The 12578-nt window shown below is 59.3% G+C and carries 14 protein-coding genes; 12 read left to right on the forward strand and 2 right to left on the reverse strand.

Annotated features, from left to right (window positions below):
- The first annotated feature begins 29 nt into the window (after positions 1-29).
- Both D8U61_RS01510 and mtnC read left to right on the forward strand, forming a co-directional pair.
- On the forward strand, positions 30-575 hold the full coding sequence (locus D8U61_RS01510) for an acireductone dioxygenase (RefSeq protein ID WP_038861971.1): 546 nt from the start codon (positions 30-32) through the stop codon (positions 573-575).
- A gap of 4 nt (positions 576-579) precedes the next feature.
- Positions 580-1263: an acireductone synthase gene (gene mtnC / locus D8U61_RS01515; protein ID WP_130926302.1), complete on the forward strand. Its 684-nt coding sequence runs from the start codon at positions 580-582 to the stop codon at positions 1261-1263.
- Positions 1264-1343: 80 nt separating this feature from the next.
- On the opposite strand, the gene D8U61_RS01520 is transcribed toward mtnC, so the two are convergent.
- Positions 1344-1622 carry a DUF3509 domain-containing protein gene (locus tag D8U61_RS01520; protein ID WP_016773780.1) on the reverse strand — a complete coding sequence of 93 codons (279 nt, stop codon included), beginning with the start codon at positions 1620-1622 and terminating at the stop codon, positions 1344-1346.
- 385 nt (positions 1623-2007) lie between these two features.
- Between D8U61_RS01520 and D8U61_RS01525 the strand changes: the two genes are divergently transcribed.
- From D8U61_RS01525 to D8U61_RS01570, 10 genes are all read left to right on the forward strand, one after another.
- Entirely contained in the window at positions 2008-3846 is a 1839-nt protein-coding gene (locus D8U61_RS01525; RefSeq protein ID WP_130926303.1) for a long-chain-acyl-CoA synthetase, read from the forward strand.
- A gap of 95 nt (positions 3847-3941) precedes the next feature.
- The gene (locus D8U61_RS01530) at positions 3942-4460 is read left to right on the forward strand and encodes an ankyrin repeat domain-containing protein (protein WP_016773782.1); all 519 of its coding nucleotides are present in this window, start codon (positions 3942-3944) and stop codon (positions 4458-4460) included.
- Positions 4461-4540: 80 nt separating this feature from the next.
- Entirely contained in the window at positions 4541-5071 is a 531-nt protein-coding gene (locus D8U61_RS01535; RefSeq protein ID WP_122699014.1) for a hypothetical protein, read from the forward strand.
- Positions 5072-5142: 71 nt separating this feature from the next.
- The gene (locus D8U61_RS01540; RefSeq protein ID WP_016773784.1) at positions 5143-5334 is read left to right on the forward strand and encodes a PLDc N-terminal domain-containing protein; all 192 of its coding nucleotides are present in this window, start codon (positions 5143-5145) and stop codon (positions 5332-5334) included.
- A gap of 241 nt (positions 5335-5575) precedes the next feature.
- Positions 5576-6451: a polyamine aminopropyltransferase gene (speE, locus tag D8U61_RS01545; RefSeq protein ID WP_016773785.1), complete on the forward strand. Its 876-nt coding sequence runs from the start codon at positions 5576-5578 to the stop codon at positions 6449-6451.
- A gap of 288 nt (positions 6452-6739) precedes the next feature.
- Positions 6740-6973, forward strand: coding sequence for a hypothetical protein (locus D8U61_RS01550; protein WP_024012230.1), 234 nt, complete (start codon positions 6740-6742; stop codon positions 6971-6973).
- Between the two features lie 209 nt (positions 6974-7182).
- Positions 7183-7530, forward strand: coding sequence for a ribonuclease E inhibitor RraB (locus D8U61_RS01555; protein ID WP_130926304.1), 348 nt, complete (start codon positions 7183-7185; stop codon positions 7528-7530).
- A gap of 476 nt (positions 7531-8006) precedes the next feature.
- The gene (locus D8U61_RS01560) at positions 8007-9416 is read left to right on the forward strand and encodes a circularly permuted type 2 ATP-grasp protein (RefSeq protein ID WP_130926305.1); all 1410 of its coding nucleotides are present in this window, start codon (positions 8007-8009) and stop codon (positions 9414-9416) included.
- A 12-nt stretch (positions 9417-9428) separates the two neighbouring features.
- Entirely contained in the window at positions 9429-10379 is a 951-nt protein-coding gene (locus D8U61_RS01565) for an alpha-E domain-containing protein (RefSeq protein WP_016773788.1), read from the forward strand.
- Positions 10376-11179, forward strand: coding sequence for a transglutaminase family protein (locus D8U61_RS01570; RefSeq protein WP_016773789.1), 804 nt, complete (start codon positions 10376-10378; stop codon positions 11177-11179). The genes D8U61_RS01565 and D8U61_RS01570 overlap by 4 nt, the downstream gene beginning before the upstream one ends.
- A gap of 120 nt (positions 11180-11299) precedes the next feature.
- Here the strand turns inward: D8U61_RS01570 and D8U61_RS01575 are convergent, their stop codons facing one another.
- Positions 11300-12121: a cytochrome c gene (locus D8U61_RS01575; RefSeq protein WP_130926309.1), complete on the reverse strand. Its 822-nt coding sequence runs from the start codon at positions 12119-12121 to the stop codon at positions 11300-11302.
- Positions 12122-12578: the final 457 nt, after the last annotated feature.

Consider the following 12578-nt stretch of genomic DNA (forward strand, 5'->3'; position numbering starts at 1 on the left):
ACGGCGCCGCCGCTACCGAGGAATTGCCCATGAGCAGCCTGTCCGTTTATCACGTTTCCAGCCCTGAGATTCCCAACAAGGTGCTGACCCATTTCGAAGACATCGCCTCGACGCTGGCCGAGCAGGGCGTGCGTTTCGACCGCTGGCAAGCTGCCGCGAAAATTCAGCCCGGCGCCAGTCAGGAAGAAGTCATCAGTGCCTATAAAGAGCAGATCGACAAATTGATGACCGAGCGCGGCTACATCACCGTCGATGTGATCAGCCTCAACAGCGATCACCCGCAAAAAGCCGAGCTGCGCGCCAAGTTCCTCGAAGAGCACCGCCATGGCGAAGACGAAGTGCGATTTTTCGTTGCCGGTCGTGGCTTGTTTACCCTGCACATCGACGATTACGTCTATGCCGTTCTCTGTGAGAAGAACGACCTGATCTCGGTTCCGGCCGGCACCAAGCACTGGTTCGACATGGGCGAACATCCGCACTTCGTGGCGATCCGTCTGTTCAACAACCCGGAAGGCTGGGTTGCCAATTTCACCGGCGAAGACATCGCCGGCCGCTTCCCGCGTCTGGAGGACTGAAACCGTGTCGATCAAAGCCATCCTCACCGACATCGAAGGCACCACCAGCGCGGTGAGTTTCGTCTTCGACGTGCTGTTTCCCTACGCCGCCAAACATTTGCCCGACTTTGTGCGGCAGAACGCTTCGCGTGCTGATGTCGCCGAACAGCTCGACGCTGTGCGCCGAGACAGCAATGAGCCGCAGGCCGATGTTGAACGGGTTGTTGAAATCCTCTTGAGCTGGATCGCCGAGGACCGCAAGGCCACGCCGCTCAAGGCATTGCAAGGCATAGTCTGGGCGCAGGGCTATCAGGCAGGGCAGTTGAAAGGACATGTTTATCCGGATGCCGTTGAAGCGCTGCAACACTGGCATGCGGCCGGTTATCAACTGTTTGTTTACTCGTCCGGCTCGATCCAGGCGCAGAAACTGATTTTCGGTTGCTCGGAGGCGGGGGATCTGACACCGCTGTTCAGCGGCTATTTCGACACCACATCAGGGCCGAAGCGTGAAGCGCAGTCCTACCGCAACATTCAGCAGGCGGTGGGTGTTGAAGCCGATGAAGTCCTGTTCCTCTCGGACATCGTCGAAGAGCTCGACGCTGCCCAGTCGGCCGGCATGAAAACCTGCGGTCTGGCGCGTGAAGGCGGGGAGTTGGCAGGGCACGTGACGGTGGACAGCTTTACCGGAATCGAACCGGAAGCGTTCTGACCCCACAGTAAATATGTGGCAGACATAAACAAACAGGCCGTGAAGCACATGCTCCACGGCCTGTTTTTGTTTAAAGCAAATTACAGCGAATGATAGGTCGGCAGAGCAAAACGCTGCTGGCTCTGCAGCATTGCAATTTGCGGCAGCTCGCTGGCTTGTTCGGCCAGGTCGCGGCGGATCGCGCTGATCGCCCACGACAGTTGGTCACCGGCATGCAGTTGCTGATACGAGAGGGCGCGTTTGAAGACTTTGCCGTCGCTGCTACGCAGAGTGAGCAGGATGCCACCGTCAGGACGTGGGGCAGTGCTGACTTCGTAGTTGGAGAACAGCGATGTAAATTTTTCTTGAATCAGGCTCATGTCATCAGCTCCGTATGTACTTGAATGGCAAGCATGCGGAGGTAGTTGCAGCGTTTGTGCCAGTATTGATGCGAATAAAATCCCTTTAAAATCAATAAGTTGAAGGCATTGCATTTTGCAGGCGTCGTGCAATCTGCATGAATGGCCATCGTGCATCCTGCATTTTGCGTGATTTTTCTCCGTACAACGGAACCAAACGTCCGTACCAGAATCCGCTCTTCCCCGAAGGCGCGACGGGATACAAATCATTGCAAAAACCGCGTGTACAGCCCCGCGAGCACTGACGTACTTTCCTTCTCGACCCACGGCGTAAACGCGTCGGTCGCAGTCATTACCCGATAACAAGAACAGCGGTCTGCACGTCAAGATCGAACGGGGAGCTTTCATGCGTCACGCACCAAGCGACACGATTACCTGGGGCATGATGCTCCGCAAACTGCCGATGATCGCCAAGGCCATCCCCCGGGTGGTCAAAGGGATGAAGGTGGCCAACGTCACGGATCCGACCCAAACGTGCGGCCTGGGCTGGACGTTCGAGCAGGCGACGCTGCGCAATCCCGATGGTGTGGCGTTGTTGCAGGGCGACGTGGCGTTGACCTATACACAGGTCAATCAGTGGGCCAATCGCATTGCGCATTATCTGAGCGAGCAAGGCATCGGCAAGGGCGATGTGGTCGCGGTGTTCATCGAGAACCGTGCGGAATTGCTGGTGACGATTCTGGCGCTGGCCAAGCTCGGCGCGGTGAGTGCGCTGCTCAATACCTCGTCGATGCGCGACACGCTTGTTCACAGCATCAATCTGGTTGCGCCGGTGGCTATTGTGGTTGGCGAAGAACTGACCGCTGCCTATGCCGGCGTGCGTGATCAGGTTGCGATCGCAGCGCCGCGCACCTGGTTCGTCGCCGATCAGGACACCTACAGCCATCCGGGCATCGCGCCTGAGGGCTACGTCAATCTGATCAGCGCCAGTGCTGACGCCAGCAGCGATAACCCGCCGAGCAGCGCGCAAGTATTCTTCGACGATCCGTGTTTCTACATCTACACCTCCGGCACCACCGGCCTGCCCAAGGCCGGGGTGTTCAAGCATGGACGCTGGATGCGCAGTTCGGCGAGCTTCGGCATGATCGCCCTCGATATGCGCCCGGATGATGTCGTTTACTGCACCTTGCCGCTGTATCACGCCACAGGCCTCTGCGTGTGTTGGGGATCGGCGATCAACGGCGCCTCGGGTTTCGCCATCCGCCGCAAGTTCAGCGCCAGCCAGTTCTGGGGTGACGTGCGCCGCTATCGCGCAACCACCATCGGCTATGTCGGTGAGCTGTGTCGCTACCTGGTCGAGCAACCGGTCAGCGCCGATGACAGCCGGCACGACGTGCGCAAGATGATCGGCAATGGTTTGCGCCCCGGCGCCTGGGCCGAGTTCAAGACGCGTTTTGCCGTCGAGTACATTTGTGAGCTGTACGCGGCGAGTGACGGCAACATCGGTTTCACCAACATCCTCAATTTCGACAACACCGTCGGGTTTTCGCTGATGGCGTGGGAACTGGTCGCTTACGACCATGACAGTGGCGAGCCATTGCGCGGCGATGATGGTTTCATGCGCAAGGTCGGCAAGGGCGAGCAGGGCCTGCTGCTGGCGCGGATCGACGACAAGGCACCGCTGGACGGTTACACCGACCCGCAGAAAACCGCCCGCGTCGTCCTCCACGATGTGTTCAACAAGGGCGATCGCTTTTTCAACACCGGCGACCTGCTGCGCAATATCGGTTTCGGCCATGCGCAATTTGTTGATCGCCTCGGCGATACCTATCGCTGGAAGGGTGAAAACGTGTCGACCACCGAAGTCGAAAACCTGTTGCTGCAACATCCATTGATTGCTGAAGCCGTGGCCTACGGTGTGGAAATCCCCAACACCAACGGGCGTGCGGGGATGGCCGCAATCACTCCCGCCGAATCGTTGGCCACGCTGGATTTCGCTGAATTGCTGAGTTTCGTCCGGCAACGTATGCCGGCTTATGCCGTGCCGTTGTTCTTGCGGGTGAAAGTGAAAATGGAAACCACCGGGACCTTCAAATACCAGAAAACTCGCCTGAAAACGGAAGGCTTTGACCCCGGGCTCACCGGCGATGACCCGATCTTCGCCTGGCTGCCCGGCAGCGAAACTTACGTGCATGTCAGTGAGCAAATCCTCGCTGAAATTCAACAGGGCAAACATCGATATTGAGTGTGGCTATCGTGACGCTCGGAAAAAACCGAGTGACAGCCACCGTCGCGCTCGGGAAACTGTCGGCTTTCCGATAGACCGAAATGGAGTGCCCCATGTCCGACCAAAGCCGCCAGATGACCCCTGAAGAAGCTGCCGAATTCACCGAGCAGGTTTTCAACAAGGCGCGCGACGGTGATGCCGAGATGCTTGATCGCCTGGTCAGCGCCGGGCTGCCGGTGAACCTGAAAAACAGCAAGGGCGACACCTTGTTGATGCTCGCCAGCTACTACGGCCATGTCGATGCGGTGAAGGTCCTGCTTAAACACAAGGCCGATCCGGAAATGCGCAATGGCAACGGCCAGAGCCCGATTGCCGGCGCTGCGTTCAAGGGCGATCTGGCGGTGGTCAAGGCGCTGGTCGAGGCGGGCGCCGAGATTGAAGGTTCTTCCTTCGACGGCCGTACCGCGCTGATGATGGCGGCAATGTTCAACCGCGTTGAAATCGTCGACTACCTGATCGGCCAGGGCGCTGACCCGAAAGCCAAGGACGCCAACGGCGTGACCGCGCTGGATGCGGCGCGGACCATGGGCGCAGTCGATACCACCGCGCAGCTGGAAAAGTTGCTGGCGTAAAGTCCACGGACTGTGGCGAAGGGCAGAATGCGCTATCCTTCGCGCCCTGAAAATTCACCTCCGCCACAGGATCCGCTCTCATGAAAGCCGCACTCGTCGAACTCATCAGCAAAATCAGCTCCGGCTGCATGGGCGAGGACGAGATCCTGAAGGTGGCCGACGAAGCCGCTCAGGCCTACGCCGACGCCGAGGCTTTTCTGGCCGCCAATCCGGACATCAACTACGACGACACTTTCCCGATCCCGCTGGGTGAGTGGGTAGTGGTCGGTAGCCTGCCGGAAACCGTGTTGTTCCAGGCGGACACCTATGTCGACCTGTTCGCACAAATCGTTGCCTCGTTTGGTCCGGGCGTGGATTTCAATCTCAAGCCCAAGCAACTGGCCAAGACCGAAGCACTGACCGCACTCAACCGCATCCAGGTGCAGATGAGCAGCCTGAACAAGGAGAACGGCGGTTACACGTTGATGAACTTCAGCCAGTTGCTCGACGATGAGCTGCAAATGGTCCTGGTCTACGGCAACGATGTGCCCCGCGTGCTGGAGTTGTGCGCCGAGGTTGGCATCGCCGCCGCGCCAGCGCTGGAAGCCTTGAAGGTCGCCGTTCACGTCTGAACGCAATAAAAGGGAACCCTGCGCGCGACCGTCTATCCTAAAAGTGCATGCCACTATTCTGGAGCGACACCATGGGTTCCACGTTCAACGGTCTGATTGGCCTGATCATCCTTGCCCTCGACATCTGGGCCATCATCAACGTGCTGAAAAGCGGCGCCTCCACCGGGATGAAAATCGTCTGGGTGTTGCTGATCATCCTCCTGCCGGTGCTGGGCCTGATCATCTGGGCGATTGCCGGGCCACGGGGCAACGTCCGGATCTGAGCTGATTTTCGATCACACGGTCATCCCTGTGGGAGCGAGCCTGCTCGCGAAGACGTTGGGTCAGTTGCCATCACCGGCAACTGATGCTGCGCTTTCGCGAGCAGGCTCGCTCCCACAGTGGTTTGCGCTGGTAAAAAACAACCGGAGGTTCGACCTGTCATCTTCGGCAACGTAGAATGCGCGCCTTTCCCGGGCAATCGTCCCCACGATGGCGCCCGCGCATTTATCGGAGCACTTGACCATGACCGTCACCAAGACCAGCGAGTACCTGGAAACCCTCTACGAAGGCTACGGCCAGCGTTTTCGCATGGAAAAACTGCTGCACGAAGTGCGCACCGAACACCAGCATCTGGTGATCTTCCAGAACCCGCGCATGGGCCGGGTGATGGCGCTGGACGGCGTGATCCAGACCACCGAAGCCGACGAATTCATCTACCACGAGATGCTCACCCACGTGCCGATCCTCGCCCATGGCACTGCCAAGCGCGTGCTGATCATCGGCGGTGGTGACGGCGGCATGCTGCGCGAAGTGACCAAGCACGCCGGCGTCGAGCACATCACCATGGTTGAAATCGACGGCACCGTGGTCGACATGTGCAAGGAATTCCTGCCGAACCATTCCGCCGGAGCCTACGACGATCCGCGCCTGAACCTGGTGATCGATGACGGCATGCGTTTCGTCGCCACCACCACTGAAAAATTCGACGTGATCATCTCCGACTCCACCGACCCGATCGGCCCGGGCGAAGTGCTGTTCTCGGAGAACTTCTACCAGGCATGTCACCGCTGCCTGAACGAAGGCGGCATTCTCGTCACTCAGAACGGCACGCCGTTCATGCAGATCGACGAAGTCAAAACCACCGCCGGTCGCCTGCGCAGCCTGTTCCCGGACTGGCATTTCTATCAGGCCGCCGTGCCGACCTACATCGGCGGTTCGATGACCTTCGCCTGGGGCTCGACCAACCCGGCGTACCGCAAGCTCAGCCGTGAAACCCTGCAACAGCGCTTCATCGGCAGCGGCATCGTCACCCGCTACTACAACCCGGAAATCCACATCGGCGCGTTCGCTTTGCCGCAATACGTGCTGCAAGCGGTCAACAAGCCGAGCAACGACTGATCACGCTGACGTCGCTCTACAAGGGAGCTTATGTGGTGAGGGGATTTATCCCCGTTGGGATGCGCAGCATCCCTGAACCGGCCTGCGCGGTGTCTCCGTCAAACCGCAATGGACGGTCTTACGACTGCTGCGCAGCCGGACGGGGATAAATCCCCTCGCCACAGAGCCCGCACTATCGATCGGATGGTTATTTTCACCGTTGTCGGCTGTAATCCTTTTGAACCAACTATCGCGGAAAAAAGTCGAGATAGAGGTAAGCCCATTTACGGGTTGATCGAGGAGGCACTGATGCAAAAGTGGAAAGTCACTTTCGTGGATGATCACGGTGAAATTGTCGATGAAGTCTTCGAACGTGAGGAATGCCCGTCCGATGATGAAGCCGCACGGCTCGTCAAAGAGCGGCTTCTTCCGGTCGCCGCCAAGCTGGATCTCAACGATCTGGAAGGGCGCACCGCCGATGCCGGGGTGAAAAACCTCAAGACCCAGAACGGCATCGAAATCCGCAGCATCACCCCTGTCTGAACACTTCCTGTCATCTCGTAAACCAGGCCTTGGCAGCGGCGCTCTCTTGGGGCTACTCTGCAAGCGAGATCAGCGAATGGATCGCTAAGGTCTGGTCTTGTCAGCTACATGCTTGTTTCCCGCGCGCAACCACGTTGCCGTAGTACTTAGGCCAAAAGGCCCGGGGCGGGAATACGGAAAGTCTATCCATCAATCGAGGGGGACGATTCATGAGCACAGCCTATCAAGAAGACATCAGCGGCAACGTTCTGCGCCGCATGAAAGAAGGCGGTTTCGATTTTTCCCGGTTCCATCCCATCGAGTTCTACGCGATTTTCCCGGACGAGGAGCGTGCGCGCAGGGCAGCAGGCAAATTTCGCGGTGAATCCATCAATGCCCAGGTCAGTGCGCGCGACGACGGCGCCTGGTCGCTGGAATTGAGCAAAGTGATGTACGCAACCTATGACGACATCGGCGATTTCGAGCAAGGCTTTTCAGCCGTGGTCGAACCGCTGGGCGGCATTATCGAGGGTTGGGGCGTGAAGCAGGAGGTGCGCAATCGTTACCGGTTGAATTGATATTGCGCATTGTTTGTCGGGCAACGGCTGACCTTCGGGTCGGCCGTTGTCGTTTCTGGCTCTGCACATCGCAGTGGCAAAACCCTGAAACAAGAATCCAGGACAAAAAAAAGCCACCGGAGAGGGTGGCTAAAAGGGAAGACGGGTATGCAATAAAGTCCTGTCGGGACGGGGCTGCCAAGGCAGTTCAGATCAGTTGAGCTGTCTACTTCGCGGCGGCGTGCCGGGGAAGTTTTGCAGCGAATGCGCGGATTATCCGCAGTCGTGGCCGGGCAGTGAAATCAACTCTGACTATGCTGGTGATAGGCGATGCAGTGCGTCGCAATGAAGCGGGGGCAATCGGGCCGGGGCATTTGCCGCACAGGAATGGTGCGCAGCCTTCGGCGTGGATCTACAACCGATTGAAATCAAAGCGTTTATGCCGATGGCACGGGCCTTGCGAAGGCCTGTATGTCCGGAGTGACAAGGAGTACGGCATGATCCGCACCTATTTTGACGAGATGTACGATGCCGGCGGCCTGGTCCGCCCGCATTACCGGGAATTTGCCCGCTGGCTGGCCGAGACGCCCGACGAGCTGCTCGCGCAGCGCCGCCGCGAGGCCGATCTGTTGTTTCACCGGGCCGGGATCACCTTCACGCTCTATGGCGACGAGCAGGGCACCGAGCGCCTGATTCCGTTCGATACCATTCCCCGCAGCATCCCCGCCAGTGAATGGCGGATTGTCGAGCGCGGCTGCATCCAGCGGGTCAAAGCGTTGAACATGTTTCTCGCTGACCTCTACCACGAGCAGCGCATCATCAAGGCCGGGATCATTCCCGCCGAACAGGTGCTGGCCAACGAGCAATACCAATTGGCGATGCAAGGTCTGGATCTGCACCGCGATATCTATTCGCACATCTCCGGCGTCGATCTGGTGCGCGATGGTGATGGCACTTATTACGTTCTCGAAGACAACCTGCGCACACCCAGCGGCGTCAGCTACATGCTCGAAGACCGCAAGATGATGATGCGCCTGTTCCCCGAACTGTTCTCCGCCCAGCGCATCGCCCCGATCGATCACTATCCCAATCTGCTGCTCGACACCCTGAAAAGCTCAAGCCCGATCGACAACCCGAGCGTGGTGGTGTTGACGCCGGGACGCTTCAATAGCGCGTTCTTCGAACATGCGTTTCTGGCGCGGGAGATGGGCGTGGAACTGGTCGAAGGTGCGGATCTGTTCGTGCGTGACGACAAAGTCTTCATGCGCACCACTGACGGCCCGAAAGCGGTCGACGTGATCTACCGCCGCCTCGACGACGCCTTCCTCGACCCGCTGGCATTCAACCCGGACTCAATGCTCGGCGTGCCGGGGCTGCTGTCCTCCTACCGTTCCGGCAACGTGGTGCTGGCGAATGCCATCGGCACCGGAGTGGCGGACGATAAATCGGTGTATCCGTTTGTCACCGATATGATCCGCTTCTACCTTGACGAAGAACCGATTCTGAAAAACGTGCCGACCTGGCAGTGCCGCAACCCGTCCGAGCTGTCCCACGTGCTGGCCAATCTTCCGGAACTGGTGGTCAAGGAAACCCAAGGCTCCGGCGGTTACGGGATGCTGGTCGGGCCGGCCGCGACGACGGAGGAAATCGATGCCTTTCGTGAGCGCATCAAAGCCAAACCCCATGCCTACATCGCGCAGCCGACGCTATCGCTGTCGACCTGTCCGACCTTTGTCGAAAACGGCATTGCACCGCGCCATATCGATTTGCGTCCGTTTGTGTTGTCCGGTCGCGAAACCCGTGTGGTGCCTGGCGGTTTGACCCGTGTCGCGTTGCGTGAAGGCTCCCTGGTGGTGAATTCCTCCCAGGGCGGCGGCACCAAGGACACCTGGGTAGTCGAGGATTGAAGGAAGCTTGCCATGTTAAGTAGAACTGCCTCGGATCTGTACTGGATGTCGCGTTACCTGGAGCGTGCGGAGAATCTCGCGCGCATGCTCGACATCAGTTATTCGCTGTCGCTGATGCCGCAGGATGGGCGCGGCGACGGTCTGCACGAACTCGCCATGCCGTTGCTGATCACCGGCACCCTGGACGATTACCTTGAACGCCACGGCGACCTCCACGCAGAGCGCCTGCTGCATTTCTTCGCACTGGATGCGGCCAACCCGGCCAGTATCTACAGCTGCCTTGGTGCAGCGCGGGCCAGTGCTCATGCGGTACGCGGGCGAATCACTGCGGACATGTGGGAAAACATCAACGCGACCTGGCTGGAAATTCGCGGCATCGCCGAACAGGGACTGAGTCGTTATGGCATGAGCCGGTTTTGCGAATGGATCAAGGAACGTTCGCACCTGTTTCGTGGCGCCTCATACGGCACGATCATGCGCAACGACGCGTTTCGCTTCATTCGTCTGGGCACGTTTATCGAGCGCGCGGACAACACGCTGCGCCTGCTCGATGCCCGTTACGAAATGGCCGGCGATCAGGCCGAAGCAGTCAGCGACGGCACGGCGCACGCCTATTACCAATGGAGTGCGCTGCTGCGCGCCTTGTCCTCATTCGAGGCCTACACCGAAATCTACCGCGACGCGCCCGGCGCCCGGCATGTCGCCGAACTGCTGCTGTTACGCGCCGATGTGCCGCGTTCGCTGCGTGCCTGTACCGAAGAGATCGACCAGATCCTCGCGCAACTGCCAGGCGCCAACGGCCGACCGGCACAACGCCTGGCGGCGGAAATGGACGCGCGCCTGCGCTACACCGGCATCAACGAAATCCTCGAGGAAGGCCTGCACGCCTGGCTGACCGAATTCATCCCGCTGGTGCGCCAGTTGGGCAACGCCATTCACAGTTCCTACCTGGAGGCTGCATGAGACTTTCCATAAGCCACGAGACCACCTATCACTACGAAGATCAGGTGCGCGCGAGCATCCAGTACCTGCGCTTGACGCCCCACGACAGCGAGCGCCAGCATGTCCTCAGTTGGCAACTGGACCTGCCGCGTCCGGTGCGTGCGCAGCTCGATCCGTTCGGCAACATCCTGCATGTGCTGACCATGGACGAGCCCCACGAAGCGATCATCATCGGCGCCCGTGGTCAGGTCGATATCGATGAATTGCGCGAGGCCGAACATGAGAGCCAGTCGGCGCTGCCGTTCCTGCGCTTCACGCGCCTGACCGAAGCCGATGAAGCCTTGCGCGAATTTGCCGCGAAGAACTGCAAGCAACGGCGAGATCGCACCGCGCTGATCGACTTGATGCACGGTCTGAATCAGCACATGACCTACACGCCGGGCTCGACTGAAGTCGACACCAGCGCCGCCGAAGCTTTCGCCGGTCGCGCCGGGGTTTGTCAGGATCATACCCATGCGTTTCTCGCCTGCGCCCGCAGCCTCGGCGTGCCGTCGCGTTACGTGTCGGGTTATCTGTACAGCGAAGATTGCGAGCATCTGGCCAGTCATGCCTGGGCAGAAGCGTGGCTGGATGACGCGTGGTACAGCTTCGACGTGACCAACCAACTGGCGCGCCCGGAGCGACACCTGAAGCTGGCGGTGGGTCTGGATTATCTCGACGCCTGCCCGGTCCGTGGCATGCGCCGGGGCGGCGGCTGCGAGCAGATGCATGCGAAGGTGTTCGTCTCGCCGACGCCGGTTATTTCCGTGCAGCAACAATAGCTCGACGCACGCAAAGCCCTGTGGGAGCGAGCCTGCTCGCGAAAGCGGTTCATCAGCCAGCCAACCAGCGACTGACACTCCGCCTTCGCGAGCAGGCTCGCTCCCACAAGGGAGACTGCATCAAGGCTTGGCTTTGCGGCCGGCCATGTGCTTGAGATAGCCCACCAGCATTTCCAGGTCTCCATCCGGCAACACCTGCGCGGAAAACCCGGGCATCTTCGCCTGCGGCCACTGACGCAAACTCTGCGGATCGCGGATGTAGCGCTTCAAGAAATCCGCCCCAAAATACTCGGTCGGGCTATACGGAATATTCAAATCCGGACCGAACTGCGCGTCTCCGGCACCATTCAACCGGTGGCAGGCCAGGCAGTTTTTCTGAAACAGGGCAAAACCCTTGTTCACCGGATCATCGGCCTTCAAGGCAGGATCGGGCAGCAGGGCAGGGAAGCGTTGGGCCACCGGCGCCATCAGCTTGATGCTGGCGACTTCGAACGGCCACTGTTCGGGGCTGATATTGCCGGCCTGCGGATCGGTCCAGACCAGATAGAACGGCCCGGCGCTGTGCTTGCCGGCAGACAGCGGTCGCCACGGCCGCGCCGGGTCCTCGATTGCCAGCCATGCGCGTGCGCCGTCCTTGTTCAGCAAGGGCGCGGCGGCCAACTCTGCGGCAAAGCCATCCAGCGCCACCGCCTGCAAGTGATCCTCCGGCTTGACCCCCGTCAGCAATGCGGCCAGCGGCACCGCCTGATAGGTCATGTCCTTCTTGTAGGAAACATCATTGTTGATCGCGAGCGTTTGCAGCTGAGGATGCTTGAGCAGCTCTTCGGTCTGCCAGGTGCGGCTGTTTGCGCCCAACTGCAGATCCAGTTGTGCGGCAGACAAGGGCAAGCTCAGCAGCAAGGCACCGAGCGCAATGAGCGTTTTCAAATGATCGCCGTCCATGTCGTGGGAGTGCGCAAAGGTTGGCACAACCGCGCTGGCCCGGGTAGCGGGCCAGTCACATTTTCAGTGGCGATATACAGCACGCGACGTTTGAATCAGCCGATGACCTTGGTCAGATTCGGCAAGATCAACAACAGCGTCGTGGCGAAAAGAATGAGTCCTGCTTGACGTACTTTCGGTTGTTTGAACATGGCTTGACCGCCTTTATTGTTATTTCCTGATGCATGCCTGACTGCATATCCCTGACGGCACGCGTTGCACTTCCTGTTGGAGGACGCCCGTCTCGGCAAAACCCGACGACGATGGCGTACATCTTCACCTTAGAGCCCGCGTCTGCCTTCGCTTAGATCCATTTCATATGGAGTTCTTTGCAAAAGCTCTTAAAGCGGCATGAGGCGTATTGCCAGCTTCTTTGCCGCCCGCTGGCTAGACAACTCGGTGACCTGAACCGGTTCAC

Origin of the sequence: Pseudomonas sp. Sample_14, from assembly GCF_004307515.1 — a bacterium.
Taxonomy (GTDB): domain Bacteria; phylum Pseudomonadota; class Gammaproteobacteria; order Pseudomonadales; family Pseudomonadaceae; genus Aquipseudomonas; species Aquipseudomonas atacamensis.

Excerpts from the sequence above, each read along its gene's own strand:
- D8U61_RS01540 (WP_016773784.1), top strand. The coding sequence starts at position 5,143 with ATGGGTTCCACGTTCAACGGTCTGATTGGCCTGATCATCCTTGCCCTC.
- D8U61_RS01560 (WP_130926305.1), top strand. The coding sequence starts at position 8,007 with ATGATCCGCACCTATTTTGACGAGATGTACGATGCCGGCGGCCTGGTC.
- D8U61_RS01575 (WP_130926309.1), bottom strand. The coding sequence starts at position 12,121 with ATGGACGGCGATCATTTGAAAACGCTCATTGCGCTCGGTGCCTTGCTG.
- D8U61_RS01550 (WP_024012230.1), top strand. The coding sequence starts at position 6,740 with ATGCAAAAGTGGAAAGTCACTTTCGTGGATGATCACGGTGAAATTGTC.
- D8U61_RS01535 (WP_122699014.1), top strand. The coding sequence starts at position 4,541 with ATGAAAGCCGCACTCGTCGAACTCATCAGCAAAATCAGCTCCGGCTGC.
- D8U61_RS01520 (WP_016773780.1), bottom strand. The coding sequence starts at position 1,622 with ATGAGCCTGATTCAAGAAAAATTTACATCGCTGTTCTCCAACTACGAA.
- D8U61_RS01510 (WP_038861971.1), top strand. The coding sequence starts at position 30 with ATGAGCAGCCTGTCCGTTTATCACGTTTCCAGCCCTGAGATTCCCAAC.
- speE (WP_016773785.1), top strand. The coding sequence starts at position 5,576 with ATGACCGTCACCAAGACCAGCGAGTACCTGGAAACCCTCTACGAAGGC.
- D8U61_RS01570 (WP_016773789.1), top strand. The coding sequence starts at position 10,376 with ATGAGACTTTCCATAAGCCACGAGACCACCTATCACTACGAAGATCAG.
- D8U61_RS01525 (WP_130926303.1), top strand. The coding sequence starts at position 2,008 with ATGCGTCACGCACCAAGCGACACGATTACCTGGGGCATGATGCTCCGC.
- D8U61_RS01530 (WP_016773782.1), top strand. The coding sequence starts at position 3,942 with ATGTCCGACCAAAGCCGCCAGATGACCCCTGAAGAAGCTGCCGAATTC.
- D8U61_RS01565 (WP_016773788.1), top strand. The coding sequence starts at position 9,429 with ATGTTAAGTAGAACTGCCTCGGATCTGTACTGGATGTCGCGTTACCTG.
- D8U61_RS01555 (WP_130926304.1), top strand. The coding sequence starts at position 7,183 with ATGAGCACAGCCTATCAAGAAGACATCAGCGGCAACGTTCTGCGCCGC.